The 26,917-nt window shown below is 71.0% G+C and carries 23 protein-coding genes; 14 read left to right on the plus strand and 9 right to left on the minus strand.

Annotation, left to right across the window (positions count from 1 at the left end):
• Positions 1-91: 91 nt before the first annotated feature.
• The 3 genes from G515_RS0104705 (at position 92) to G515_RS0104715 (ending at position 5,926) form a co-directional block, all read left to right on the plus strand.
• Positions 92-2,455: an arylsulfatase gene (locus G515_RS0104705; RefSeq protein ID WP_211220948.1), complete on the plus strand. Its 2,364-nt coding sequence runs from the start codon at positions 92-94 to the stop codon at positions 2,453-2,455.
• Between the two features lie 171 nt (positions 2,456-2,626).
• The gene (locus G515_RS0104710; RefSeq protein WP_036554311.1) at positions 2,627-4,195 is read left to right on the plus strand and encodes a long-chain-fatty-acid--CoA ligase; all 1,569 of its coding nucleotides are present in this window, start codon (positions 2,627-2,629) and stop codon (positions 4,193-4,195) included.
• Positions 4,196-4,360: 165 nt separating this feature from the next.
• Complete coding sequence (locus G515_RS0104715; protein ID WP_028659230.1) at positions 4,361-5,926, plus strand: long-chain-fatty-acid--CoA ligase; 1,566 nt, start codon at positions 4,361-4,363, stop codon at positions 5,924-5,926.
• A gap of 465 nt (positions 5,927-6,391) precedes the next feature.
• Here G515_RS0104715 and G515_RS0104720 read toward each other — a convergent pair whose 3' ends face one another.
• Complete coding sequence (locus G515_RS0104720) at positions 6,392-6,898, minus strand: YflT domain-containing protein (RefSeq protein ID WP_028659231.1); 507 nt, start codon at positions 6,896-6,898, stop codon at positions 6,392-6,394.
• A gap of 199 nt (positions 6,899-7,097) precedes the next feature.
• On the opposite strand from G515_RS0104720, the gene purS reads away from it, so the two are divergent.
• Genes purS through G515_RS0104735 form a run of 3 tightly spaced genes read left to right on the plus strand, consistent with a single transcriptional unit; the run spans position 7,098 to position 8,357 of the window.
• Positions 7,098-7,349, plus strand: coding sequence for a phosphoribosylformylglycinamidine synthase subunit PurS (gene purS / locus G515_RS0104725; RefSeq protein ID WP_028659232.1), 252 nt, complete (start codon positions 7,098-7,100; stop codon positions 7,347-7,349).
• On the plus strand, positions 7,349-8,029 hold the full coding sequence (gene purQ, locus G515_RS0104730) for a phosphoribosylformylglycinamidine synthase subunit PurQ (RefSeq protein WP_028659233.1): 681 nt from the start codon (positions 7,349-7,351) through the stop codon (positions 8,027-8,029). The genes purS and purQ overlap by 1 nt, the downstream gene beginning before the upstream one ends.
• A gap of 1 nt (position 8,030) precedes the next feature.
• On the plus strand, positions 8,031-8,357 hold the full coding sequence (locus G515_RS0104735; protein WP_028659234.1) for a DUF3817 domain-containing protein: 327 nt from the start codon (positions 8,031-8,033) through the stop codon (positions 8,355-8,357).
• A 117-nt stretch (positions 8,358-8,474) separates the two neighbouring features.
• Here the strand turns inward: G515_RS0104735 and G515_RS22495 are convergent, their stop codons facing one another.
• A complete protein-coding gene (locus tag G515_RS22495; protein ID WP_051217882.1) occupies positions 8,475-9,938 on the minus strand; it encodes a glycoside hydrolase domain-containing protein in 1,464 nt (487 codons plus the stop codon).
• A 192-nt stretch (positions 9,939-10,130) separates the two neighbouring features.
• Here G515_RS22495 and purL point away from each other — a divergent pair, with 192 nt between their 5' ends.
• On the plus strand, positions 10,131-12,401 hold the full coding sequence (gene purL, locus G515_RS19535) for a phosphoribosylformylglycinamidine synthase subunit PurL (protein ID WP_425411227.1): 2,271 nt from the start codon (positions 10,131-10,133) through the stop codon (positions 12,399-12,401).
• Positions 12,402-12,414: 13 nt separating this feature from the next.
• Here purL and G515_RS0104765 read toward each other — a convergent pair whose 3' ends face one another.
• From G515_RS0104765 to G515_RS0104785, 5 genes are all read right to left on the minus strand, one after another.
• Entirely contained in the window at positions 12,415-12,627 is a 213-nt protein-coding gene (locus G515_RS0104765) for a hypothetical protein (protein WP_028659235.1), read from the minus strand.
• A gap of 280 nt (positions 12,628-12,907) precedes the next feature.
• Positions 12,908-13,303, minus strand: coding sequence for a hypothetical protein (locus G515_RS22500; RefSeq protein ID WP_051217883.1), 396 nt, complete (start codon positions 13,301-13,303; stop codon positions 12,908-12,910).
• Positions 13,304-13,345: 42 nt separating this feature from the next.
• Complete coding sequence (locus tag G515_RS0104775) at positions 13,346-14,095, minus strand: hypothetical protein (protein WP_028659236.1); 750 nt, start codon at positions 14,093-14,095, stop codon at positions 13,346-13,348.
• Positions 14,092-15,126, minus strand: coding sequence for a hypothetical protein (locus G515_RS0104780; RefSeq protein ID WP_157571004.1), 1,035 nt, complete (start codon positions 15,124-15,126; stop codon positions 14,092-14,094). Before G515_RS0104780 ends, G515_RS0104775 begins: the two co-directional genes overlap by 4 nt.
• Positions 15,127-15,257: 131 nt before the next feature.
• Positions 15,258-15,701 carry a hypothetical protein gene (locus G515_RS0104785; RefSeq protein ID WP_028659238.1) on the minus strand — a complete coding sequence of 148 codons (444 nt, stop codon included), beginning with the start codon at positions 15,699-15,701 and terminating at the stop codon, positions 15,258-15,260.
• A 211-nt stretch (positions 15,702-15,912) separates the two neighbouring features.
• On the opposite strand from G515_RS0104785, the gene G515_RS22505 reads away from it, so the two are divergent.
• The 3 genes from G515_RS22505 to G515_RS0104800 all read left to right on the plus strand — a co-directional run bounded on the left by G515_RS22505 (position 15,913) and on the right by G515_RS0104800 (position 18,818).
• Positions 15,913-16,998, plus strand: coding sequence for an RDD family protein (locus G515_RS22505; RefSeq protein ID WP_028659239.1), 1,086 nt, complete (start codon positions 15,913-15,915; stop codon positions 16,996-16,998).
• Positions 16,999-17,072: 74 nt separating this feature from the next.
• Complete coding sequence (locus G515_RS0104795; protein WP_028659240.1) at positions 17,073-17,432, plus strand: sterol carrier family protein; 360 nt, start codon at positions 17,073-17,075, stop codon at positions 17,430-17,432.
• Positions 17,433-17,480: 48 nt separating this feature from the next.
• Positions 17,481-18,818 carry a dipeptidase gene (locus G515_RS0104800; RefSeq protein WP_028659241.1) on the plus strand — a complete coding sequence of 446 codons (1,338 nt, stop codon included), beginning with the start codon at positions 17,481-17,483 and terminating at the stop codon, positions 18,816-18,818.
• Positions 18,819-18,944: 126 nt separating this feature from the next.
• Here the strand turns inward: G515_RS0104800 and G515_RS0104805 are convergent, their stop codons facing one another.
• Positions 18,945-20,864, minus strand: coding sequence for a DUF2207 domain-containing protein (locus G515_RS0104805; RefSeq protein ID WP_028659242.1), 1,920 nt, complete (start codon positions 20,862-20,864; stop codon positions 18,945-18,947).
• Between the two features lie 157 nt (positions 20,865-21,021).
• Between G515_RS0104805 and purF the strand changes: the two genes are divergently transcribed.
• The 3 genes from purF (at position 21,022) to G515_RS22995 (ending at position 23,994) form a co-directional block, all read left to right on the plus strand.
• The gene (gene purF, locus G515_RS0104810; protein ID WP_036554320.1) at positions 21,022-22,536 is read left to right on the plus strand and encodes an amidophosphoribosyltransferase; all 1,515 of its coding nucleotides are present in this window, start codon (positions 21,022-21,024) and stop codon (positions 22,534-22,536) included.
• A 46-nt stretch (positions 22,537-22,582) separates the two neighbouring features.
• On the plus strand, positions 22,583-23,644 hold the full coding sequence (gene purM / locus G515_RS0104815; RefSeq protein ID WP_051217884.1) for a phosphoribosylformylglycinamidine cyclo-ligase: 1,062 nt from the start codon (positions 22,583-22,585) through the stop codon (positions 23,642-23,644).
• Between the two features lie 173 nt (positions 23,645-23,817).
• Positions 23,818-23,994 (plus strand): DUF3073 domain-containing protein, encoded by a 177-nt coding sequence (locus G515_RS22995; protein WP_084653105.1) that lies wholly within the window; start codon positions 23,818-23,820, stop codon positions 23,992-23,994.
• A gap of 154 nt (positions 23,995-24,148) precedes the next feature.
• Here G515_RS22995 and G515_RS0104825 read toward each other — a convergent pair whose 3' ends face one another.
• On the minus strand, positions 24,149-25,552 hold the full coding sequence (locus tag G515_RS0104825) for a hypothetical protein (protein ID WP_028659245.1): 1,404 nt from the start codon (positions 25,550-25,552) through the stop codon (positions 24,149-24,151).
• Between the two features lie 108 nt (positions 25,553-25,660).
• Here G515_RS0104825 and G515_RS19550 point away from each other — a divergent pair, with 108 nt between their 5' ends.
• Positions 25,661-26,782, plus strand: coding sequence for an LCP family protein (locus G515_RS19550; RefSeq protein ID WP_051217885.1), 1,122 nt, complete (start codon positions 25,661-25,663; stop codon positions 26,780-26,782).
• The last annotated feature ends 135 nt before the right edge of the window (positions 26,783-26,917 follow it).

Raw genomic sequence — 26,917 nt, forward strand, 5'->3', positions numbered from 1 at the left:
GGCGGCATCGGTCAGTCCGAAAGGGGGAGCAAGCTTCTCCTCATCACTCGGGCGCGCTGCCTGACCAGTGCCACAACCACGAGGAGCCCAGGTGAGTGAAGAGCAGACCGACCAGCCCGACGAGCGCGGCATCCCCGGCTACGCGCGGGGGTATGACCGGCACCCGGGGCGGATCGGCCGCACCACCAGGGACTCCGAGCGGGCCTGGCCGACAGAACGCCGGGCGAGGGACGGGGCGCCGAACGTCGTCCTCGTGCTGCTCGACGACATGGGGTACAGCGACATCGGGCCGTTCGGGTCGGAGATCCCGACCCCGAACCTCGACCGGCTGGCCGAGAACGGCCACCGGCTGACCAACTACCACACCACCCCGGTGTGCTCCCCGGCGCGCGCCGCGATGATGACCGGCCTGAATCCGCACCGGGCGGGGTTCGGGTCGGTGGCGAACTCCGACCCGGGCTTCCCGGGCATGCGGCTCGAGCTGGACGAGGACGTCCTCACCCTGCCCGAGATCCTCCGGGAGCACGGCTATGCGACGTACGCGATCGGCAAGTGGCACCTGACCCGCGACGCGCTGATGAACGACGCCGCCGCCCGGCACAGCTGGCCGGTCCAGCGCGGGTTCGACCGGTACTACGGCACCACCGAGGGCTGCAACAGCTTCTTCCACCCGAACCGGCTGGTGGTGGACAACTCCCCGCTCACGATCGAGGAGTTCCCCGAGGACTACTACCTCACCGACGACCTGACCGACAAGGCGGTCGAGATGGTCAAGGCGCTGCGGGCCAGCGACTCGCGCAAGCCGTTCTTCCTCTACTTCGCCCACCACGCGATGCACGGGCCGCTGGGGGCCAAGCCGGCCGACCTGGCCAAGCACCGCGGCCGGTACGCCGAGGGCTGGGACGAGATCCGCCGCGGGCGGCACGCCCGTCAGATCGCGCAGGGCATCTTCCCCGAGGACCTGCCGCTGCCGCCGCGGGACGGCGGGAAGCGGGCCTTCGCCGTGCCCGCCTGGGAGGACCTCTCCGCCGAGCAGCAGGACATCTTCGCGCGGTACATGGAGGTCTACGCGGCGATGGTCGACAACGTCGACCAGAGCCTGGGCCGGATCCTGGACACGGTCGAGGAGTTGGGTGAGCTCGACAACACGATCGTCATCTTCACCTCGGACAACGGCGGCACCATGGAGGGCGGCCCGGAGGGCACTCGCAGCTACTTCAGCCGATTCGTCCACCTCGACGGCGTACCGGCCGACTGGGAGGCCGACGTGGCCCGCGATCCCGACCTGATCGGGGGAGCGCGGACGATGGTGCACTATCCGCGCGGCTGGGCGATGGCCTCGAACACGCCGTTCCGGTTCTACAAGGGTCAGACCTTCGCCGGCGGAGTGCGGGTCCCGTTCCTCATCTCCTGGCCCGACGGGCTGCCGCGGAGCGAGGGCGATGACGGCATCCGACGGCAGTACCAGTACGTCACCGACGTGGTGCCCACGATCCTGGAGCTGGTCGGGGCCACACCGATGCCGCAGCGACACGGGTTGCCGGCCCAGTCGATGGACGGCGTCAGCTTCCGAAGCGTCCTGGACGACCCCGGTTCGGCGAGCACCCGCTACGAGCAGTACGCCGAGTTCGGCGGCAACCGGGGCTTCTACCGGGACGGCTGGAAGGTGGTCACCGCCCACCGGCCGGGGGCGCCGTACGACGATTCGGAGTGGGAGCTGTACCACGTCGAATCCGACCCCAACGAGCTGGTCGACCTCGCGGCGGCCGAGCCGGGCAAGCTCAAGGAACTCGCCGAGGCGTGGGAGCGGGCCGCCTGGGCGAACACCGTCTTCCCGCTCAACGGGCACGGCCGCCTGGAGAACTCCATCCGTCGTCCCGCCGAGGACGAGTTCACCGCTCCGGTCCGGCTGCTGCCGGGGACGCCGACGCTGGAGCGCTACCGCTCCCACCAGCTGATCATGCTGCGCGACGTCGACATCGACGTGGAGCTCGAGCACGGTGCCGACGACCGGGGGGTGCTGGTGGCGCACGGCGACCAGGGCGGCGGCTACCTCGTCTACCTGGAGGACGGCGTGCTGCACGCCGGCTACAACGAGTACGGCCGACTGCACGTGCTGGCCGCGGCCGAGCCACTCGCCCCGGGCACCCACCGGGTCCGGCTCTCCTTGCGGACCCTCCCGGACTTCCGCTGGTGCGTCGAGGTGGGCGTGGACGGCGAACCGGTCGCCGCCCTCCCCTCGGTCGCGATGCTGGTCGGGATGGCGCCCTTCAGCGGGATCGACGTGGGCCTGACCCGGGGAGGTCCGGTGCACTGGGACCTCTTCCAGCGGCACGGCAGCTTCCCCTACACCGGTGTGCTGCGCTCGGTGACCTACCTGCCCGGCCGGCAGGCCGACTACGACCCGGCCCTGGTCATGGAGGCCGAACGCAACACCGCTGCCGCCTTCGACTGATCCATCCCGAACCCGACCACCCGCACACCCCAGCCGGATCACCGCGGTGACCGACGGGGCCGCCGACGACGAACGGACCGATCGAGGATGACGAGTACGACGACCTGGTCGACCCCGCGACCGAACCCAGGACAGACCCCCGGACCCGACCCAGCAAGGACCTCAGCGACGATGACGCAGCTTCCACACCGCCCGCTCACCTGGGTCACCCAGGTGAGCCGGCACGCTCACGAACAGCCCGGCCGGGCGGCGATCGTGTTCGGTGACCGGACCACGTCCTGGCGGGAGTTGGAGGATCGCTCCCGCCGACTGGGCAGCGTCCTGCGGGAGCGAGGGGTGCGCGCCGGTGATCGTGTCGCCCTGCTCATGACGAACCGGCCGGAGTTCGTCGAGACCCTGCTGGCCACCCATCTGCTGGGGGCGGTGCTCGTCCCGATCAACTTCCGCCTGGTCAGCGGCGAGGTGGACTTCCTGCTGCGCGACAGCGGGGCGCGGGTCGTGCTCGCCGACGCCGACACCCTCGACGTCGTACGTGGCACGAGCGCCGCGACGGAGGGGCTGGAGGTCGTCGTAGCCGGTGTGCCGGAGAACGACCTGACCCCCGCCGAGCACGGCTACGAGGCGGCGATCGGGTCGGTGGCTCCGTGCGAGGGCGTCGGCGCCGAGGACCTGGCGGGTGCGGCCTTCATCATGTACACCTCGGGCACCACCGGCCTGCCGAAGGGTGCCGTCCTCACCTTCGCCAACCTGCTCACCCAGTCCATGACGGCGATGCAGGTGCTGCAACTGGTCGATGACGACCAGGTCGCCGCCCTCACCTCACCGCTGTTCCACATCGCCTCGGTCGGGCACCTCATCCCCTCGCTGATGCTGGGGCACACCATGATCCTGGTGCCGTCCGGCAGGTTCGACCCCGACCGCTTCATCGACCTGCTGGAACGCCACCGGGTCACCGGGGCGTTCCTGGTCCCGAGCATGTGGGAGCTGGTCTGCCGACGGGTTCGTGACCGGACACCCGACCTGGCTCTGCGCAGCCTCGCCTGGGGAGCGGAGCCGGCCCGCCTCTCCACCCTCCAGTTGATGGCCGACACGTTCCCCGACGCCTCGATCGTGTCCTCCTTCGGGCAGACCGAGATGTCGCCGATCACCCTGATCGTCAAGGGGCGCGAGTCCCGTGAGCGCCTGGGGTCGGTCGGCAGACCGGTGGCGATGGTGGAGGTGCGGGTCGTGGACGCCGCGATGAACGACGTCCCGGTCGGGGAGGTGGGTGAGATCGTCTACCGCGGGCCAGGCACGACCGTGGGCTACTGGAACGCGCCGGAGGCGACCGAGCGCGCCTTCGCCGGTGGCTGGTTCCACTCCGGAGACCTGGTCCGCCGCGACGCAGACGGCTACTTCTACGTCGTCGACCGGCTCAAGGACATGATCATCTCCGGCGGGGAGAACATCTACAGCGCCGAACTCGAACAGGTCCTGGGCGAGCACCCGGACGTGTCGGAGATCGCGGTGGTGGGTGCCCCGGACCCCCGATGGGGCGAGACCCCGGTGGCCGTCGTGGTCCCCGCACCGGGGAGGACCGTCACCATCGAGGACCTGCACGCGTACGCCGAGGACAGAGTCGCGCCGTACAAGCGGCCCTCCCGGGTGGTGTGTGTGGACCGGCTGCCCCGGAACGCCTCGGGGAAGATCCTCAAGGCGCCCCTGCGCGAGGTCGCCGCGGCCCCGGCCGAGGTGCACTGAGGTCCGGGTCCGGAGCCCGCCGGCCGGGCACCGGCACCGCCTTCGCTACTCGCTGTACTGCACACCAATTCCACCCGTGGATTTGGACGCAGCGCCGGTGCCGAATGACGTGACTCACAGGTAGGTTGTGTCTCGTTACGTTCATTTCGGTGATGGAGGACACCCGTGCCGTCGTACAACCTCGCCTCGCTCCTCGAGGACAGCGCCACCCGTTACCCCGAGCGGATCGCGCTCGTCCTGGGCGACACTCGCCTGACCTACGCGCAGGTCGACGCGGCAGCCAACCAGGTCGCCAACCTGCTGGTCTCCCGGGGCATCGTGCCGGGCGACAAGGTCGCCCTCAGCTGCCCCAACCTGCCCTACTTCACGATCGTCTACTACGGCATCCTCAAGGCCGGGGCCGCCGTCGTACCCCTCAACGTGCTGCTCAAGTCGCGCGAGGTGGCCTACCATCTCGAGGACTCCGACGCGAAGGCGCTCTTCGCCTTCGAAGGCACCCCGGAGCTGGCGATCGGCAAGGAGGCCTTCGAGGGCTTCAACCAGGTCGAGGGCTGCGACAACTTCTTCGTCATCACCGCCGACCCGACCGCCGCCTCCCCGCTCGAGGGCGCCACCACCTTCGCCCAGGGGGTCGCCCAGCAGCCGCCGACCTTCTCCTCGGTGCAGACCGACGAGGACGACACCGCGGTGATCCTCTACACCTCCGGCACCACCGGCCAGCCCAAGGGCGCCGAGTTGCGCCACCGCAACATGCGCGACAACGCGCTCGCCGGGGCGGACCTGTTCGGTGCCGACGCGGACAGGCCGGACACCTACCTGTGCGTCCTGCCGCTGTTCCACTCCTTCGGCCAGAGCGTCATCCAGAACTGCGCCTTCGCCTTCGGCGGCACCGTGGTCATGCTGCCGCGCTTCGAGCCGGCGCCGGCGCTGGGCCTGATGCTCAAGGAGGGTGTCACCTTCTTCGCCGGGGTGCCCACCATGTACTGGGGCCTGCTCGGTGCCCTCGACGACACCGTCGACGTCGCCACCCTCGCCAAGAACCTCCGGGTCGCCGCCGCCGGCGGGTCAGCGCTGCCGGTCGAGGTGCACCACGAGTTCGAGAAGCGCTTCGGCGTCACCATCCTGGAGGGTTACGGACTCTCCGAGACCTCCCCGGTGGCCAGCTTCTCCCCCTTCGGCGGGAAGCCCCGGGTCGGCTCCATCGGCGTCCCGATCCCGGGCGTGGAGATGAAGCTGCTCGAGCCGGGCACCTGGGACGAGGTCGAGTGGACCCCCGACGCGATCGGCGAGATCGCGATCAAGGGCCACAACATCATGAAGGGCTACTACCAGCGCCCGGAGGCGACCGAGGAGGCGATCAGCCCCGACGGCTGGTTCCGCTCCGGTGACCTCGGCAAGCGTGATGAGGACGGTTGGTACTACATCGTCGATCGCGCCAAGGAGATGATCATCCGCGGTGGCTTCAACGTCTACCCGCGGGAGATCGAAGAGGTCCTCCTGACCCACCCGGCGATCTCGCTGGCCGCCGTGATCGGCGTCCCCCACGAGAGCCACGGTGAGGAGATCAAGGCGGTCGTGATCCTCAAGCCGGGCGCCACCGCGACCCCCGAGGAGATCGTGGCCTGGGCCAAGGACACGATGGCGGCCTACAAGTACCCCCGCATCGTCGAGATCGTCGCCGCCCTCCCGATGACCGCCACCGGCAAGATCCTCAAGCGCGAGCTCAGCTGATTCGTCTTGCGCGAGCGTGGCTCCGCCGGCGTGCCGGAAAAGCAGAAGCGTGGCACGCCGGGCTCCCGCCACGCTGCCGCGCGGGCTCGTCTTGCGCGAGCGTGGCTCCGCCGGCGTGCCGGAAAAGCAGAAGCGTGGCACGCCGGCTCCCGCCACGCTGCCGCGCGGGCTCGTCTTGCGCGAGCGTGGCTACGCCGGCGTGCCGGAAAACAGAAGGGTGGCACGCCGGCTCCCGCCACGCTGCCGCGCGGGCTCGTCTTGCGCGAGCGTGGCTCCGCCGGCGTGCCGGAAAACAGGAGCGTGGCACGCCGGCTCCCGCCACGCTGCCGCGCGGGCTCGTACTGCGCGAGCGTGGCTCCGCCGGCGTGCCGGAAAACAGAAGGGTGGCACGCCGGCTCCCGCCACGCCGCCGCGCGGGCTCGTATAGCGTCCGCGCGGAGGCACCCCGGCCGGGGTGGGGTCAGCTCACTCGAACGGGTTGGGCAGCGCGCCGGGCAGGCCGGCGAGCAGTTCGCGGGCCTGGGCGGCGACCTTGTGCTCGACGAGCACCTCGTACTTGGTCGCCATCACCTGCTTGACCGAGGAGAAGTCGCGCCGACCGCGGGTGAAGGCGTACCCGATGAGGGCCCAGACCAAGAAGAACAACAGGCCGAAGAGCATCGAGGACAGGATCGTGGTGCCGGTGCTGGTGCCGGTGGAGAACAGCGAGAGCACCAGACCGACGAAGAGCCCCATCCACAGACCCGACATGGCGCCGGCTAGCGCCACCCGCCCCACGGTGAGCCGACCGGTGATGCGCTCGAACTGCTTGAGGTCGGTGCCCACGATCATGCAGTTCTGCACCGGGAAGTCGTGGTCGGCCAGGTAGTCCACCGTCCGCTGGGCTGCGGCGTAGTCGTCGTAGACCGCCAGCGACTGGGGGAACTCCAGCTTCATGGGAGTCAGGCGTGGGTTGGATGCGGACATGCTCATGGGGTCAGTCTGCCCGCCTCGCCCTGATCGGTCACTCGCGGCGCGCAGCGACAGGGCAGCGCGCCGTCGCGGCGTTCCGACGCCGACGGGTGGAGACGGACGGGTGGAGCCCGACCGGTGGGCGGCGTCGCGGATGCGGAACTGGCTCGGCGGACCGCCTAGACTCCCAGGCGCAGCCATCGCGCCCAAGGAGTGTGTCGTGCCCCGAGTCGTCGTCGACGTCATGCCGAAGCCCGAGATCCTCGACCCGCAGGGGAAGGCGGTCCACGGCGCCCTGCCGCGGCTCGGCTTCGCCGGGGTGAGTGACGTCCGCCAGGGCAAGCGGTTCGAGCTCACCTTCGAAGGTGAGATCACCGCCGAGATCCTGGCCGAGGCCGAGAAGATGGCCGAGACCTTCCTGGCCAACACCGTCATCGAGAATTTCACCGTCCGGGTCGAGGAGACCGACTGATGAAGATCGGTGTCGTCACCTTCCCCGGCACCCTCGACGACGTCGACGCGCAGCGTGCCGTCCGCATCGGTGGCCACGAGGCCGTCGCCCTGTGGCACGGCGACCACGACCTGCGCGGCGTGGACGCCGTCGTACTCCCCGGTGGGTTCTCCTACGGCGACTACCTGCGCTGCGGCGCGATCTCCCGGTTCTCACCGGTGATGGTCGAGGTGATCGAGGCGGCCCACAAGGGGATGCCGGTGCTGGGCATCTGCAACGGCTTCCAGATCCTGTGCGAGTCGCACCTGTTGCCGGGCGCGCTGATCCGTAACGACCATCGCAAGTTCGTCTGCCGTGACCAGCGCCTGCGGATCGAGAACAACCGCACCGCTTGGACCTCGGCGTACGAAGAGAACGCCGAGATCACCATCGTGCTCAAGAACGGCGAGGGCGGCTTCGTCGCCGACGAGCCCACCCTGGACCGGCTCGAGGGGGAGGGCCGGGTGGTCGCGCGCTACCTCGAGGTCAACCCCAACGGGTCGGCCCGCGACATCGCCGGGATCACCAACGAGCGCGGCAACGTCGTCGGCCTGATGCCCCACCCCGAGCACTCGGTCGAGGAGCTCACCGGTGCCGGCACCGACGGGGTCGGCTTCTTCACCTCCTTCGCCGTCGCCGCCGCAGAGAAGGTCTTCGCCTGAGATGAACGCCCGCACCGTCTTTCGCACCATCGCCATCGCCGAGGCCTGCTCCTGGGCCGGGCTGCTGATCGGGATGTTCTTCAAGTACGTGCCCGAGACCACCGAGGCGGGTGTCCAGATCTTCGGCCCGATCCACGGCGCGATGTTCGTGCTCTACTGCCTCGGTGTGCTCGTGATCGGCTTCAGCCAGCGCTGGTCGATGGGCCGCCTGGTGCTCGGACTGTTCTCCTCGATCCCGCCGCTGATGACCCTCTGGTTCGACCGGTACGCCGAGAAGCGCGGCTGGATCCCCGAGCGGCTCGGGCGGAGCGCGACCGAATCGGCCTGACCCCACAGGCGCCTCAGGCGGGTGCCCTCGTCGTCGGTGACGCGGCGGGCACCAGCTGAGGCTCCCTGCCGACCCGCGGCCGCGGGTCGCGGTCGGCTCCGGTGGGGGCGGTGAGCCTCAGAAGCCGAACGGCCTGGTCGCCAGGCTCCGCCAGGTCGGGGTGTTGCCGTTGCCGTTGCGGCGCAGGGCGTGGGTCTTCTGGTAGCTCCGCACCACCGCACGGGTCTTGAAGGTGAACACACCGTTCATCGGCACGGCGGCACGGGGATAGACCGTCTTCAGGGCGCGCTGCAGGTCGCGCACGGCCGGTCCGGTGGAGCCGATCTTCACCACCGGCTTGGCCCCGGAGGCGAACAGGCTCACCCAGGCCTTGCGGGTCCAGGCGGCGCGGGCCGGCATCGCATGGGTGCGACGCCACTGCTTGACCGCGACCACGAGGGCCTGGTTGTAGTGCGGGCCCATCTGGCCGCGATAGCTGCCGCGCTCGCGGAGCAGGCACTTGAGCGCTCGGACCTGGGCACCGGGTGGTGTGTAGCGCGAGGTGGCCGGCTTGAGGAAGGTGTACGCCGGCAGGTCGACGCCGACCCCGCCGCAGTGTCGCTCGGGGGCGGCGCGGCGGGCGTTCCGGCCCAGCTGCAGCCAGTTGCGGTCGATGTTGATCGTGACGCCGCCGTACCGCTCGTCGTGGCCGCCCTGGTACTGCTTCATCCGGTTGCCGGGACGCCAGCCGTCCTCGCGGATGTAGGAGGTGGAGGTGTTGGCCCGGCCGTCCCAGCGTGCGATCCAGATCCGGTCGGGCAGGGTGACGTCGCGGCGGCGCTGCACGCGGGCGTCGTCCAGGATCTTCATCCCCGACCCGGCGCTGCTGTAGACCCCGGAGACGTAGCCGAGCTGCCGGACCCGCTGGGTCCAGCCGGAGGTGAACGCGAGGGCGGACTCGCGGCAGGCCGCGTTGCGGTAGTCCGACCAGCCCTCGAGGTCGTACCACAGGGTGCTCCGGGGCACGATGCCCAGTCGCTTGGCCGCCGACACCGCGCGGCCCGCCTCGAGGACGCCCTGGCGCCGGGCGGCGGCGTACCGGTTCGTCCGGTTGGTGCTGATCGTCGGGTCGATGTTCTTGCCGTAGCGGGGGAACCTGCCCACACAGGTCGACTGCGGACCCAGCGTGATGGGGAGCAGCCGCCAGCCGCGGGCCAGTTGGGTGCTCACCCACTGCGGGGTGAGGTTGGCCTGGGTGCGGCAGGCGCGCGACGCGCCGGAGATGTAGATCCCGGCGGCGAGGAACGGCGAGTGCTGGAGCCAGGCGTCCATCGAGCGCTGGGAGGGCGCCTCGCACTGGTCGAAGCCGTGCCCGATGAAGTTGCCGGGAGTGGCCGGGTTGGCCGCCACCGGGCGCAGGTCCGAGGTCTCGACCGGCGAAGCGCCGGACGTTCCGCCGGGCTGGGCCAGGAAGCCGGCGGCGAGGACGCCGACGGTCGCGGCCGTGAGGGCGGTCCGCAGGGTGCGGGCCGCGGCCCGGCCGGGGCGCGGGGGTGCCGCGCTGGGGGCATGGCGAGTGGGCAGGGGGTCGTGGTGACGCATGAGTGCTCCGGGGAAGGTGCGACGACGCGCGGGCCCGGTCACCATAACCACTGGTGTCACTCCAGTCGCAGAAGTCACCCTGGCCGCGCGCGTCGTACCCAGCGACGCGGACGGGCGATCGGGGAAGGGAAGAGGTACGTGGCCGCCGACTCGGGGAATAGCCGGATCGCCGGTAGATTTCGCCTCGTGACCGTGAGCGCCTCGTCCGCCAGTTTGCCCACCGTCGACACCGTCGCCGCTGCCGCCGGGGACCCCGGCCGCGAGCAGCCGTGGGCCGACCTCGGCCTCAAGGCCGACGAGTACGACCGGATCCGCGAGATCCTCGGGCGACGCCCGACCTCCTCCGAGCTGGCGATGTACTCGGTGATGTGGAGCGAGCACTGCTCCTACAAGAGCTCCAAGGTGCACCTCAAGCAGTTCTCCGAGATCCCGCAGGAGACCCGGGCCGGCAAGATGCTGGCCGGCATCGGGGAGAACGCCGGCGTGATCGACATCGGCCAGGGGTACGCCGTGACCTTCAAGGTCGAGTCGCACAACCACCCGTCCTACGTCGAGCCCTACCAGGGCGCGGCGACCGGCGTGGGCGGCATCGTGCGCGACATCCTCGCGATGGGCGCCCGCCCGGTCGCCGTGATGGACCCGCTGCGCTTCGGCCCGCTCGACGCCGAGGACACCCACCGGGTGCTGCCCGGCATCGTCGCCGGCGTCGGCGGCTACGGCAATTGCCTCGGCCTGCCCAACATCGGCGGCGAGGCGGTCTTCGACTCCACCTACCTCGGCAACCCGCTGGTCAACGCGCTCTGCGTGGGCGTGCTCCGGCACGAGGACCTCCACCTGGCCAAGGCCTCGGGCACCGGCAACAAGGTGATCCTGTACGGCGCCAAGACCGGCGGCGACGGCATCGGCGGTGTCTCGGTGCTCGCCTCGGAGACCTTCGACGCCGACGGCCCCGCCAAGCGGCCCAGCGTCCAGGTCGGGGACCCGTTCATGGAGAAGTTGCTGATCGAGTGCACCCTGGAGCTGTTCGCAGCCGGCCTGATCGCCGGCATCCAGGACCTCGGCGGTGCCGGTCTCTCCTGCGCGACCTCCGAGCTGGCCTCGGCGGGCGACGGCGGGATGCACGTCGAGCTCGACCAGGTGCCCCTGCGCGACTCCACGCTGGCGCCCGAGGAGATCCTGATGAGCGAGTCGCAGGAGCGGATGATGGCGGTCGTCGAGCCCGGCGACGTCGAGAAGTTCCTCGCGATCTGCGCCAAGTGGGAGGTCGACGCCGCCATCGTCGGCGAGGTCACCGACACCGGCCGGCTGGTCATCGACTGGCACGGCGAGACCGTGGTCGACGTACCGCCGCGCACCGTCGCGCACGAGGGCCCGACCTACCAGCGGCCCTTCGCCCGCCCCGACTGGCAGGACGACCTCCAGGCCGATGTCGCCGAGCAGTTGGCGCGGCCCGCGACCGGCGAGGAGCTCCGCGACACCCTGCTCCGTCTGGTCGCCTCGCCCAACCTGTGCGACAAGTCGTGGATCACCGACCAGTACGACCGGTACGTCCGCGGCAACACCGTCCTGTCCCAGCCCTCCGACAGCGGCATGGTGCGCGTCGACGAGGAGACCAACCTCGGGGTCGCGCTCGCCACCGACGCCAACGGTCGCTTCGCCAAGCTCGACCCGTACGCCGGCGCGCAGCTGGCCCTCGCGGAGAGCTACCGCAACGTCGCGACCGGCGGCGCCACCCCGCTGGCCGTCTCCGACTGCCTCAACTTCGGCTCGCCCGAGGACCCGGCGGTGATGTGGCAGTTCGCCGAGGCCTGTCGCGGGCTCAAGGACGCCTGCCTGGAACTCGGGGTCCCGGTCACCGGCGGCAACGTGTCGCTGTACAACCAGACCGGCGAGACCGCGATCCTGCCCACCCCGGTGGTCGCCGTGCTCGGCGTGATCGACGACGTCACCCGGCGTACCCCCTCCCAGTTCACCGGGCCCGCTCAGCGGGTCTACGTGCTCGGTGAGACCCGTGAGGAACTCTCCGGGTCGGCATGGGCCGACGTCGTGCACGGCCACCTCGGTGGCCGCCCGCCGCGGGTCGACCTGGCCGCGGAGAAGGCGCTGGCCGCGCTGCTCGCCGAGGGGGTCGGGCTGCTGACCTCCGCCCACGACCTCGCCGACGGCGGTCTCGCCCAGGCTCTCGCCGAGTCGACCATCACCTCGGGCATCGGTGCGCAGGTGGCGCTGGACGGCGACCCGTTCCTCGCCCTGTTCAGCGAGTCGGCGGCCCGCGCGCTGGTGACCGTCGAGCTCGAGGACGGCGCCCGGCTGGTCGACCTGGCCGGCCGGCACGGCGTGCCGATCACCGAGATCGGTGTCACCGGCGGCGACACGCTGCGGGTCGAGGGCCAGTTCGAGCTGCCCGTGGCCGAGCTCGGCGCGGCCTGGACCGCGACCCTCCCCGCGGCGCTGGGTTCCTGATCTCCGGGCCGACTCAGCGCCCGTCGCGGCGGCTGGTCGCGGTCTCGGCGTGATCCCCGGATCGGGGGGAGGGGAGCGTCGGCCGGTCGGCCTCGGCGGCCTCCTGTGCGGCGGCCTCCTGCTCCTCGCGCAGGGCGGCGTCCGCGGCCCTGAGCTCGGCGACCAGGGCCTGTGACTCGGCGCGCGCATTGAGCCGGGCGCGCCGGATCTGGGGATTGAGGGCCATGGATCCTCCTCGAGCGGATCGGACGGCGGTGAAGACGAGTGCACGATGGTGGGACACACGACCCTGATCGCGCCAATCCTGGATGCTCGGTCACCCGGGTCCCCGGGGCGTCGGAAGCAGCGAGGTGCACTGTCTCGACGCCAGCACCCGGCCGATCGGCCAGGGCGGAGCTACTCGGTCCTCGCGTTGAGCCGGCCGTTCCCGGAGACCGGTGCCGAGGCCGGCGAACGAGGGTCGCCTTGCGCGCAGAGAGTGCCGGGTGCGAGCTCGGCGGGATCGGTCAGCGGCGGTCGATCTGGTCGTTGAGGTCGCGGACGCGGTCGGCCTCGGCGACGAACTCGGGGTCCTCGGCCAGGGCCTCGGCGAGCTGGTCGAGGTTGTCGGTGATCCGCTCGCGCACGGTCTGCGCTGAGGGGTGCTCGTCGCGACCGGAGACGACATCGTCCCAGGTGGTCTCGCCCGCGTCGATGCGTCGCTGGATCCTCTGCAGCTCCGGGCCGTCCTCGCCGCGACGCCACCGCTCGGCGCGCTCGGCGTCGCGGCCCGCCTTCTCCCGCTGGTACGACGCGCGCTCCTCGCGCAGGGCGGCGCTGGCGCTGCGCAACTCGCTGACCAGCGCCTGGGATTCGGCCCGGGCATCGAGCCGGGCCTGACGGATCTGGGATCGGTAGGACATGTTCTCGCTCGTCTAACGGGTCGGGTGGTCGGGGCGTCGAGGTCAGGCGAAGCCGCGCTCGGCGGTCTCATCCACCTTGCTGCCGGCGTTCGCCGCGGTGGCGGTCTCGAATCCGTTGAGCACGGCGTTGACACCGCTCATCCCAGCGTTGAAGTAGGTGAGGAACTTCAGCGCGGTCTGGATCGCGCTGGTGATGCGCTCGATCGCGCTCAGGCACCGCTGGATCAGGCTGATCGCCCGGCGTACCTTGTCGGCTCCTGTGATCAGGGCCTTGGCCCAGCCGATCAGGGGCAGGGCGGCATCGGAGATCAGCTCCTGCAGGATGTCGTTGATCAGGTGGAGTGCGCCGACCACCACCTCGGCGGCCGCCACCGAAACGTCGATCAGGTTGCCCAGTTGCTCGCTGATCAGCTGGGCGGCCTCGGCCTGGTCGCCGTGCATGGCGCGCACATCGCCCATCCGGGAGCTGGCCGCGGTGCCGCCTTTGCCCTCCCAGACGGCCGGCAGTTGCTGGCCGAGACCGGCGTAGTTCTCCCCGATCTCCTCCAGCGAGAGCGAGACGTTGACCCAGCCCTGCTTCATCGAGTCGAGCGCATTGAAGTCGCCGGCGAGCTTGGTGATGATCGCCTCGCGCAGTCCGGGCTGCCAGAACTTCTCCACGACCCAGTCGATCGCGTTGATGATCCAGCCGCAGTCGCCCTTGAGGTTCTCCATGGTCTCGCCCATGCCGCCCGCCGGAGCACTTCCCAGGTGGGTGGTGGGGTCGTAGGTCTCCATGATCATGCTGCTCATACGCCTGCCCACTCCTCGGCCCTGTCGTCGTCCGCGCTGTTGATGTAGTCGTCGTAGCGGTGGGAATCCTCGATGTTGTCGTGGATCCCTTCGATCGACTCGCGGGCCTCCTCGACGTTCCCGATCGCGTCCCGGACACCGTTGTAGGTGTCGTACAGGTTGCTGGCGGTGCGGCCGACGTTGTCCCGGTCGGCCCGGTCCCGGGCATCGTCGCTGAAGCTCTCACGGGCAGCATCGTCGGCCGCCTCGCGGGCCTGCTGCTGTGCGGTCGCGGAGTCGGCGCCGTTGGCGAGGGCTTCCTCGCGGGTCTGGTGGTAGGCGCGGTCGGCCGCGTCCTCGGCGTTGTGGTGCCGCTCCCGGTAGTCACTCAGGTCGGTCTGCTCCTCGACGTTGCCCGTGATCCGCTCGAGCGCCTCGTCCCTGGTGAGGCCCTCCTCGCGCAGTCGGTCGTATTCGGCGCGGTTGGCGGCCCAGTGGATGGCGTCGGTCGCCTGGTCCTTGAGGCTCTCGGAGGGCTTGGCCCAGTCGGGCAGCTCCGGCTTCTCGCTATCGCCGAAGATCCCCTTGCGGGTCTCGTCCGCTGCCCATTCGGCTCCCTCCTGGCCCCATCCGGGTCGGGTGCCGGGATCCTCGGCCGTCTCACCGGGGCGGGTCATCGGCGGGGCGTACGGATCGCCGGGCACGGTCTGCCCGCTGCCGGGATACTGGTACGGCGGCACGTTCTGCGCGCCCATCCGCTGGCGGTACTCGTCGTACTGTGCACGGTCGGTGTCGAGGTAGTGGTCCCGCGCTGCCCCGAACGAGCTGTGCGCCTTGTCCGCCACCGCGCGTGAGTCCTCCAGGCCGGAGTTCGCCGCGTCGAGGGCGGACTGGTAGGACCCCTGGAACAGGTCGAGCACGCCGGTGAACGCGCCGGTGTTGCTGCAGACACTGCCGACATAGGAGCTGACCGAACTCAGGTGCCGGTGCTGACGCGTCGCCAGGGCGCCGGCGGCGGTGAGACTGTCGGGGTCGACTCGGAGCTGGTTCATCGAGCGCTCTCTGTTGTGGGGCGGGACGGGATGCACCATTACCGATCCGCCCGGGTCGTAAACCTCCGGACGTCGCCTCGGTCCCGGCACGAACGCACTCGACTCGCGGCGCCGGTAGCGATCGGCCTTGCCTACGGCCGTCGGAGGAAGGGATCGTCCTGCGGCCGATTGGCGGGATCGAGCTTGCGACGCGCGAAGACCCAGCCGGTGATCATCGCGAGCCCGAGCGCGACCAAGAGCACCTGCCAGACCACGGTCGTCCAGCCGTAGGGGCGGGCATAGATCCAGCGATCGCCCTCGTGGTAGACGTCGATCGAGTCCCCGGGGTCGGGCTGGTCGAGTCGCCTGCCCAGGTAGACGGAGCCGTTGGTGCCGTCCGGGAGTTCGAAGGTGGCGACGTCGCCACGGCTCCGACTCATCCGGTCGGGGTCGCTCCCCACGTCCAGGATCGTGCCCGTCCTCACGTCGTGACGCAGGTTGTCCCAGTTGTTGATCGGCGGCACGACCAGGCTGCCGAGGGTGAAGACGACGAGGAGGGCCAGCAGCCCGTAGCCGGGTTTGCGCTTCTGGCTCACGTGTAGCTCCGGAGCGGTGGGGGATGGACGACGGCGCCACCGTAGTCGGACGGTGACGGTTGACCCACCTTCCGGAGGGCCCTCAGCCGCGCAGAGGGTCGTCGGGTGCTCGGATGCGGAGCGCACCGATGACAGGATTGGCAGCACCGTGCGGCGTGGATCAGGAGGAACCATGGAGCCGAGTGAGAGGCACCCGAACTTTGTGGGTCGCGTGGCCGGTGCCGTCACCAACCGGGTGATCGACGTCGTGGACCCCAACATCGTGCTCGACGAGGTCGACATCGATCGGATCCTCGCGCGGATCGACCCGGACGACCTGCTCGCCCGGGTCGATCTCAACGCGCTCGTGGACCGGCTCGACCTCAACGCCGTGCTGGACCGGGTGGACCCGAACGCGCTGCTGGACCGGGTCGATGCGAACGCCCTGCTGGACCGGGTGGATCCGAACATGCTGCTGGCGCGGGTGGACCCGAACGCGCTGCTGGACCGGGTCAACCCGAACGCGCTGCTCGACCAGGTCGACATCAACCGGCTGATGGCTCGGGTCGACGTGGACGCGCTCCTGGCCCAGGCGGACATCGAGGATCTGGTGCGTCGCTCCGGCGTACCCGAGATCGTCGCCTCCAGCACGACCCACATGCTCGGGTCGCTGATCGACGTCGTACGACGCCAGTTGGCCGGGCTCGACACGATCGTGCACCGGACCATCGACCGGTTGCTGCGCCGTGAGCCCGACGTCGAGCGGCTGGGACCCCCCGAGTTGCGTCCCGCGACGATCGATGACGCTGCGAGCGGCCGGGTGGCCGTGACCGGCCGCTATGCGGGACCGTTCAGCCGACTGCTCGCCGCGGGCATCGACCTGGTGATCGCCTCGGTCGTCTTCACCCTCTCGGTGGCCGGGCTGAACATCCTGACCAGCACCTTCTTCGACGCGCAGATCTCCTCCGACCGGGCGGGGTTCTGGGGGGTGCTCTCCTGGTCGGTGTGGCTGTTCCTGTACTGCTGGGCCAGCTTCACCATCGCCGGGCGCACCCCCGGCATGGCACTGGTCGGCATCAGGGTGGTCAACACGCAGGGACATCCGTTGGGACCGTGGGCGGCCCTGGTGCGCACGCTCGTGCTCCCGTTGAGTGCGATGGTCTTCGGCCTGGGTCTGCTGATGGCCCTCCCGCACCCCCAGCACCGGACCCTGCACGACCTGGCCGCGCACACCGTCGTCGTCTACGACTGGGGCGACCGGCCGGCCGAACTGCCCGGCCCCCTCTCCGCCTACGTCTCCCGGCACGCCGAGGTCTGAGGTCCGTCCCGCTCCACGACCGGGACCTGACCGGCTCCGCCGGGAGCGCTGGCGAGGCTCGGTAGGGTGGCGTGGTGCCAGCCCGCCTCCGACCTGCCGATCCGGCCGCCGTCCAGGGGGCGCTCACCAGGGTCCGTGCCGGCGAGGGCGAGCGGGCCGAACTGAAGCTGCTGGTCAAGCACTACCTCGCCGTGCTCGAGACGCGCGCCCCCGGCAAGGCGGTCGAGGTGCGGGTGCCGCCATACGCCGCAGTGCAGTGCGTCGCGGGCGTCCGCCACACCCGGGGTACCCCGCCCGCGGTGATCGAGACCGATGCCGCCACCTGGGTCGCCGTGGCGACCGGCGAACTGACCTGGGCGGAGGCGCTCGACCTGGGTCGGGTCAGGGCCTCCGGGGAGCGCACCGACCTCTCGGCGTACCTGCCGCTGGGGTGAGCGCGCGCTGGCGGTGAGCGGATCGGCGGCATGCCCTAGCCTCCTGTCATGAGTGCCGACATCCGCGCCAAGGTCGCCGAACTCCTGCCCGGGATCCGACGGGATCTCGAGGGGCTGGTCAGGATCGAATCCGTCAGTGCCGACCCGGCCCGGGCCGGTGAGGTCGAGCGCAGTGCCCAGCGCACCCGCGACCTGTTCGCGGCCGAGGGGCTCGAGGTCGAGATCGTCCGGGCTCACGAGGGGGCGCCGCCGGCGGTGATCGGGGAGCGGCCCGGGCCCGAGGGTGCGCCCACGGTGCTGCTCTATGCCCATCACGACGTCCAGCCGGAGAACGACCACGCGGACTGGGATTCCCCGCCCTTCGAACCGACCGAGCGCGGTGAGCGGCTCTACGGTCGCGGCGCCGCCGACGACAAGGCCGGCATCGCGGCGCACCTCGGGGCGCTGCGGGTCTTCGGCGAGGAGCTCCCGGTCACGGTGAAGGTCTTCATCGAAGGGGAGGAGGAGGTCGGCTCGGACACCCTGCCCGCCCTTCTGGAGCAGTACGCCGATCGCCTCGCCGCCGACGTGATCGTGATCGCCGACTCGGGCAACTGGGACATCGGCGTCCCCGCCCTCACCACGTCGCTGCGCGGGCTGGTGCGGATGGACGTCGAGATCCGCACGCTCACCCACGCCGTCCACTCCGGCATGTGGGGCGGGCTGGCCCCGGATGCGCTGATGACCCTGGCCCGGCTGATCAGCACGCTGCACGACGACGCGGGTGAGGTCGCCATCGCCGGGCTGCACTCCGGCCCGGCCGCGGAGGTCGACTACCCCGAGGAGCGCCTGCGGGCCGAGTCCGGCGCGGCACCGGGGCTGGAGTGGATCGGCACCGGGTCCGCCGTCGAGCGACTGTGGACCAAGCCCGCCCTCTCCATCACCGGCCTGGACGCACCCAAGGTCGAGGGCGCCTCCAACACCCTCGTCCCGGCCGCCCGCGCGCGGATCTCGATGCGGATCGCCCCCGGCGACACCACCGCGAACGCGACTGCCCGCCTCACCGAGCACCTCGAGCGGCACGTCCCGTGGGGCGCGACCCTGCGGACCACCGTGGTCGACACCGGCGAGGCCACCCAGATCGACGCGACCGGCCCGGCGTACGACGCCGCCCGGGCCGCGTTCACCGAGGCATGGGACGGCACCGCGCCGATCGACATGGGCGTGGGCGGATCGATCCCGTTCATCGCGGAGTTCCTGGAGACCTTCCCGCAGGCCAGCGTGCTGGTCACCGGCGTCGAGGATCCCGACACCCGTGCCCACGGGGCCAACGAGGGACTGCACCTGGCCGAGTTCGAGCGCGTGATCGTCGCCGAGGCGCTGATGCTGCGCAACCTCGCCGGCTGAGGCCGACCTCCCGAGGCACCAGGGAATCGCCGATCCAGACCTCGTCAGCGGGCGGGATCGATCAGCGGATCCCCAACGGGGTCCCGGAGGCGCAGCGGTGGGCGGCCCGCTGCGGAGCCACGCCGCTCACCAGACGCCGCCACCACCGCCGCCACCACCGCCGCCACCGCCACCTCCACCGCCGAAGCTGCCGCTCGACGTACTGGAGCCGGAGCTGTAGCCGCCCGTGGAACTGCCACTGCCGGATGAACTCTGCGTGCGCTCATAGGCGGAGATCGAAGACGACACGCTGGCCTGGAACCCGCGACCGAACTCCTCGACGAGATCGGCCCCAACCTCGTGGTCGCCGTGCGTCAGCCAGTGCTGCCGCCACCAGTGGTCGTCGGATCCGGTGGACCAGGAGGCGGCGCTGCCGAAGGCCACCGCCCACGGCAGTGCGGCGGCGAACTCCTTCTCCTGGGCGGGACGGGGGCCGGTGACCCGATCCTCGACGGCGACGAGCTGAGCCCACAGCCGGCGCCCCGCGGGGGTGCGCCTGGTCTGGGCGGTGTGCCGCATGGCCGGGGCGAGGCCCGCGGCCAGCGCGGCCGGCAGCAGCGCCACGACCGACATGTCCCACGGTCGCCAGACCGCGAGCGCCACGGCTGCCACGACCAGGCAGACCTCGGTCAGGAAGACCGGGAGGAACAGTGGTACATCGACGATGTAGCCCTCGTCCCGCGCCCAGGCACGCACTCGTGCCTTGAACACCTCCAGCTCCTTGGCCAGTTGGCCACCCGCCTTACGTTGCTTGCCTCCCAGCCGCAGCGGGCGGTTGCCGCGGAGGAGATAGCGAACCCGTGCGCTGGCCACGTCGAGCCGGTCGAAGTCGGCGTCGCGGACGCCCGTACCGCGGCGTACGGACCACCCGTCGCCGTCCTTGGTGATGACGATCAGCCCCAGGGCGGCGCAGTAGGACAAGGTGCGGACGAACTCGGTCGGTCCGACCCGCTCGTGAAGGAGGTACATCGCCTGTGCGGGACCGATCCCGTCCGGGATCTTGGGTGGCACCGTGGGTTTCGGCCGCCGTTCGAAGGTCCTCGCCGCCACGAAGGCGAGCCCGGCGAGGAAGAGCAGCACCGACAGGATCAGGACGGCGGCGGCACGCCCGGAATCCTGCCCGAGCACGGGATCCCAGCGCTGTGACCAGGGCAGCGGGTCCGGCGCGACGGTCGGCGTCGTGGCGACGTCGGTACGCACGGTGACCGGGGTTCCGGGGTCGAGGTCGTCGGCGGTGATGCGCAGGGTGGAGGTGCCCTCCCCCTCCACGGTGGTGCAGCCGTCGGTGCTGCCGACGCCGACGGCACACCGTACGTCCGCCGATTCCGCCGGCAAGGTGACGGAGAGTTCAGCGTGCTGGATGGGCTGGCTCCAGCCGGCCGGGATGAGGTCCCAGTGGAGCCGCGACCCCTCCTCCTGCGGGAGGAGGGCGTCCTCGATGCGGTAGCGCAGTTCGTAGGTGTGTTCGCCCGGAGTGACGGTCCGGGCCGGATCCCCGACGCGTACGACGGTGTAGCGACCCCAGTCCTCCTCGGACTGTTCGGTCGGCACCTCTTCCGCCGACCACGATTGCAGGAACTCCTCGGTACAGCCGGGCCGGTCCAGGGGACAGTCCTCGGTGCGCCAGGCAACGCCGTCCTCGCCGTAGTAGGCCTTCGCCTCGGCCAGCCGCTCCGCGCGCGACAGGTGCGCGTCCATCCGGGCCTCGACGTAGCCGGGGTCGCGCCGCAGGCCGGGCGCGTTGGGATCGCGGTGGTCGAAGTAGCGGAAGATGCCGTGGCTGGCGGGGGACTCGGGGAAGTCGAGGGTGATCCGCTCCACCGCCTCCAGGGCGCCGTCCCGACCCACGGTGAAGTCGGCGTGGTATCGGGTGATGGTCGCCGGGCTGGCAGCCGGCTCCTCGTCACCGGTGAAGATCGCCTGCACGCCCATGGCGAGCAGGGGCCAGCAGGCGAGTGCCAGCGCGACCGCGACCGCGGCGACGTACCATCCGAGAACTCTGCGCACGACGCGCCACTCTAGGAAGTCGCCCGAACTGCTCGGGGTGCCGGGTGCCCCAGCGCCGACCCGTGCTCGGAACGCCGGTCGGGTCCGTAGCGAAACGCACACCGTCGCCGTTTCGGCGCGTCCCTCCACACGCCCTAGACTCGGGGTTGTGCCTGCGATGAGCTCCGGTTCCCGGCGAGGCGGTGACGGTCGGCTGACGGCCGCACTCGACCCGCACGATCAGGGTCCTCAGGACCAATGTGGCGTGATCGGGGTGTGGGCCCCGGGCGAAGAGGTCGCCAAGCTGACCTACTTCGGTCTGTACGCCCTCCAGCACCGCGGCCAGGAGTCGGCCGGCATCGCGGTGTCCAACGGACGCCAGATCCTGGTCTACAAGGACATGGGGCTGGTGTCCCAGGTCTTCGACGAGGCGACCCTCGACTCGCTGACCGGGCACATGGCGGTCGGCCACGCGCGCTACTCCACGACCGGACGTAGCACCTGGCAGAACGCCCAGCCGACCTTCATGCCGACCGAGGACGGTTCGCTCGCGCTCGGTCACAACGGCAACCTGATCAACACCCACGAGCTGGCCGAACTGGTCGCGGCGCTGCCCGGCAAGAGCAAGGGACCGGTCTCGACCAACGACACCGGCCTGCTCACCGAGCTCCTGGCGTACCACCCCGACAGCACCGTGGAGATGCGGGCCCTCGAGCTGCTGCCCCAGGTGCGCGGCGCCTACAGCCTGGTGTGGATGGACGAGGACACCCTGTACGCCGCCCGCGACCCGCAGGGCATCCGCCCGCTGGTGCTCGGCCGGCTCGAGCGCGGCTGGGTGGTGGCGAGCGAGGACGCCGCCCTGGCCACCGTGGGTGCGAGCGTCGTCCGGGAGGTCGAGCCGGGCGAGATGATCGTCATCGACTCCGATGGCCTGCGCTCCCACAAGTTCGCCGAGCCCGACCGCAAGGGCTGCGTGTTCGAGTACGTCTACCTCGCCCGTCCCGATGCCACCATCAGTGGCCGCGGGGTCCACGAGGCCCGGGTGGAGATGGGTCGCCAGCTCGCCCGCGAGTTCCCCATCGACGCCGACCTGGTGATGCCCGTCCCCGAGTCGGGCACCCCTGCCGCCACCGGCTACGCCGAGGAGTCCGGCATCCCGTTCGGCCAGGGCTTCGTGAAGAACTCCTATGTCGGGCGCACCTTCATCCAGCCCAGCCAGACGCTCCGCCAGCTCGGCATCCGGCTGAAGCTGAACGCCCTGGAGCACATGATCCGCGGCCGCCGCATCGTGGTGGTCGACGACTCGATCGTGCGCGGCAACACCCAGCGCGCCCAGATCCGGATGCTCCGCGAGGCCGGCGCGGCCGAGGTGCACGTGCGGATCTCGAGCCCGCCGGTGAAGTGGCCGTGCTTCTACGGCATCGACTTCGCCACCCGGGCGGAACTGATCGCCAACGGCCTGGACGTCGAGGAGATCGCCCACTCGGTGGGCGCCGACAGCCTCGGCTACATCTCGCTGGAGGGCATGGTCGAGGCCACCCAGCAGCCGGCGCGCCAGCTGTGCACCGCCTGCTTCACCGGCGAGTACCCGATCGAGCTGCCCGAGGAGGACCTCCTCGGCAAGCACCTGCTGGAAGCGAGCCTGTCGACCTCGGAGCTGGGCAAGACCCTGCCGGTGCTCAACAACCCGTGACCCGCACCCTGATCACCACCTGTACCCCCTGAGCCAGGAGCTTCCCGTGACCAACGCCTACGCCGCTGCCGGCGTCGACATCCACGCCGGTGACCGGGCCGTGGCGCTGATGAAGGAATCGATCGAGAAGTCCCGCCGACCGGAGATGGTCGGCGGTATCGGCGGGTTCGCCGGGCTCTTCGACGTCTCCGCGCTGAAGGACTACGACCGGCCGCTGCTGGCCTCCTCCGCGGACGGCGTCGGCACCAAGGTGGCGATCGCGCAGGCCCTCGACAAGCACGACACGATCGGCTTCGACCTGGTCGGCATGCTCGTCGACGACCTGGTGGTCTGCGGTGCCGAGCCTTTGTTCCTCACCGACTACATCGCCACCGGCAAGGTCGTCCCCGAGCGGATCGCGGCGATCGTCAAGGGCATCGCCGAGGGTTGTGTCGAGGCCGGCTGTGCGCTGATCGGCGGCGAGACCGCCGAGCACCCCGGGCTCCTCGGCCCGGACGAGTACGACGTGGCGGGTTCGACCACCGGAGTGGTCGAGGCTGCGGACCTGCTCGGCTCCGAGCGGGTCGAGGCCGGCGACGTCGTCGTGGCGATGGCCTCCTCGGGGCTGCACTCCAACGGCTACTCCCTGGTCCGGCACGTCCTGCTCCAGGAGGGCGGCCTGGCCCTGGACGCCCACATCGACGAACTCGGCCGCACCCTGGGCGAGGAGCTGCTGGTCCCGACCCGGATCTACGCCAAGGCCTGCCTGGCGATGATCCGTGCCACCCGCACCCACGCGATGTCCCACATCACCGGCGGCGGGCTGGCCGCCAATCTCGAGCGGGTGATGCCGGCCGAGCTGAGCGCGACCCTCGACCGCTCCACCTGGACCCCGCAGCCCATCTTCGACCTGGTGCGCCGTACTGGCGACGTCTCGCAGCAGGACCTGGAGATGACCCTGAACTGCGGTGTCGGCATGGTGGCGCTGCTGCCCCCCGAGGACGCCGACGCAGCGGTGAGCGCGCTCGACGAGTTCGGCATCCAGGCCTGGGTCGCCGGCACGGTGTCGGCCGCCGAGGAGGGTCGGCCCGGAGCGGTCACCCTCGCAGGTCAGCACCCCGGCTGGTGACCTCGACCCCGTCCGGACCGCGGGGTGAGGGTGAGATCGGTCGCGCCACGCGTTCGAAAGTGCGGACGAGTTCGCGGTATCGACCATCTATTGGGTAGCGTTGGGCCCACGACAGAGACTGAGGAAGTCCGGGGTCCTAGACCCCGGCCTAGCGTGCGAGGGGGCTGGACCCTATGGGCCGCGGCCGAGCGAAAGCCAAGCAGACGAAGGTCGCTCGCGACCTGAAATACCGTACTCATGAGACGGATTTCGCGGCGCTAGCCCGCGAGATGCATGGCGAATCCGACGAGACCGACCAGGGCGACGAGCATGACGAATGGTCGGATTACGAGGGACGCGCGAAGGATTGACCCGAGCGTGGCCGGCCGAGCCGGTCACGACGGTGGGTCTCCGGGCCCCGGTCACCCTCCAGGTGCCGTGATCCGGATCCGGTGCGCGCCCCTCGCTCGAGTGGTGGTGTGCTGACGGCGTAGCTCTTGCGAGAGCTGCGCTGTTCGCATGCCGTCAGTCCGGGGGCCTGGTCTCACGGGCGAAATGGACGGCGCCGTGCGTGCCGTACCCCGGCAGTCGGCCCGCGTACCTCGTGCCGTCGAAGCCGACCATCACCAGACCGTTCCCGGTGGGCACCAGGGTCGGCCAGGGCAGGTTGGTGGGATAGGGCGCATCCAGGGTGCCGAGCTGGCGCAGGTCGAGGTCGAAGACCGGGTACGCCGCGCGCTGGCCCCGCCGTCCGTCGCGGCCGTCGCTGGCGAGCACGACCGGGTGACCGTCCAGAGCCGCGAGGGTGGTGCCCTCGGTGGCGTTCCGGGTCGTGGCCGCAGCGCGCAGGCGCAGCGATCCGAGGTCGGGGCCCTCGGCGAGGACGGGGTGGAAGCTGAAGAACCGGCGTGCGCTCAGGTAGCCGACCAGCCAGCCCGCTGACGTGCGGAGCAGGTGCGGATCCCAGACCCCGACCGAGGTGAGACCGTCGGTGGGCAGGGCCAACGGTGCGGTGTCGAGGACATGCCTACCCGACAGCAGGTCCGCGTCGCTGCGGGCCAGGATCACCCGCAGGGAACCGGGCGGGGCGGAGGCGTCGAAGTCTCCCCAGGTGCTGGTCGCGACCAGCCACCGGCCGTCCTCGCGCACCAGGTGGGTCGCGTGGTCGCCGTAGACCCCTGCTCGGTCCGGCCGCCGGAAGAACAGATCGCTGAGGTGCCGCAGGGTGAGGCGCTCGGGGTCCAGCGACCAGAGACTGGTGTGCGCGGTGTCGAAGAACCCCGGCCCAGCGCTGGTCGCGCTGAGCACGGGCAGGCCCTCGTGATGGTACGGCGCGCCGTTCGCCTCGGTGACCAGACGCAGGTCGCGCAGGCCCAGTTGGCCGAAGCCGCCGGCGCGGAGCCGCCCGATCGCCCCGGCATGGGCGACCTGCAGGTCGGCGAGCCAGCTCTCGTCGTGGGTGGTCCGACCGAGCAGCGGCCCGAGATCGACCCGGGCCCGGGCGGTCCAGGAACCCTCGGTGCAGGTGAGCGCGGTCAGGTGCACGCCGGTGAGGGTGAGGGCGAACCCGTCCACCGGCCTGCCCTGTTCGAGCCTTCCGGATCGGCGGCTGCGGTGCCGCTTCGTGCCCGCCGGAGTGGTGGTGGTGAGCCACACGGTGCCGCGGCGGGCGTCGTACCCGGCGGCCAGGGCGACCTCGCCGGAGACCAGGGCGAGGTCGAGGGTGGCGAGTGCGTCCTGGGTGGGCCGGACGTCCTCGGCGACCACCGCGACCGACGGGGCCGGCTGGGGGAGCGGGTGCTGCGAGTGCTCACCTGGGCCGGCGAGATCGAGCTGGACCGCACCCGGTGCGATCAGAGCTACCGGCCGGGTCTCCCCGGCCGCCTCGAAACGGGGCCACCTCGCACTGCTGGTCGGCTCGGCGTTCACCGGGCCGAGGCTACCGGGGCCCGCGACGCCGCCCGGCCGGTCCTCACAATTGGGGAGACCATGCCCGAAGGCGGTCCCTGAACCCTCGGCGCGAGGTCGGATCTGCGCATGACCGCGGACGAGCTCGTCACCACGCGCTCCGCCGCGCCGTCCTCGGAGGAGGGCGCGGCGGGCGGTGGGTCCGGTGCGCCGGACCGGTCCCGTGGACGACGCCGCGGTGCGCGCCGGCTCCGGGCACTGCTCGTGGCGCTGGTCGCGCTGGCCGTGATCATCCCGGGAGCGGGGGCCATCGGGGTCGCGCACCTGGAGAGCCGGCTGCAACGCACCCCGGGAGTCTTCGACGGTCTGCCGGACCGTCCGGCCCGCGCCACCGGGCCCGCGGCGGACGCCGTCAACATCCTGGTCCTCGGGACCGACCGGCGCTCCGAGGTACCCACCACCGGCTCGGACGCCGAGGCACCGGGCTGGGTCGTGGGTGAGCAGCGCAGCGACACGATGATGCTGATCCACATCGACGCCGACCGCGAGGGGGCGAGCGTGGTCTCGGTGCCACGCGACGCCTGGGTGCCGATCCCCGGCTACGGGGAGATGAAGGTCAACGCCGCCTACTCCCTGGGTGGCCCGCGGCTGGCGACCCACACCTTCGAACAGCTCACCGGGGTCCACGTCGACCATCTCGCCGTGGTGGACTGGTCCGGGTTCATCGCTCTCACCGACCTCGTCGGCGGCGTCACCGTCGACATCCCGTCGACGGTCCACGACTCGGCCCGCGACATCACCTGGACCCAGGGACGGCACCGGCTCGACGGCGACCAGGCGCTCGCCTACGTGCGCCAGCGTTACGGACTCCCCGGGGGAGACCTCGACCGGGTACGACGCCAGCAGGTGTTCCTGCGTCAGCTGATGGGCGAGGTGCTGACCGAGGAGGTCCGAACCTCCCCGGCCGCGCTGCTCGACGTACTCGACGTCGTCACCGAGCACGCCACCGTCGATGACCGGTGGTCGCTGCGGGACATGGCGGCCCTCGCCTGGTCGCTCCGCTCGCTGCGCGTCTCCGAGGTCACCTACCTGACCGCCCCGGTCGCCGGCTTCGGGCAGGTGGAGGGGCAGAGCATCGTGCGGCTCGACGAGGCGGCCGGGAAGCAGTTGTGGCATGCGGTCCGCTGGGACGAGGTCTCCGGCTGGGTCGAGGGCCACCCCGACCGGCCCACCCCGTCGGTCGTCGACTGAGCCGGGCCGACCGCCTCGACCCGGGTCGGCGCGTCGAGCCGCACTGACGTGTCCCAGGTCACATCGCGCACTATGCTGTTCGGTCGCGCCGCTTCCCCAGTGGACGCCCGTCCACCGGCGCTCGATGCGTGATGG

The sequence above is a fragment of the Nocardioides insulae DSM 17944 genome (genome assembly GCF_000422825.1).
Taxonomy (GTDB): Bacteria; Actinomycetota; Actinomycetes; order Propionibacteriales; family Nocardioidaceae; genus Nocardioides; species Nocardioides insulae.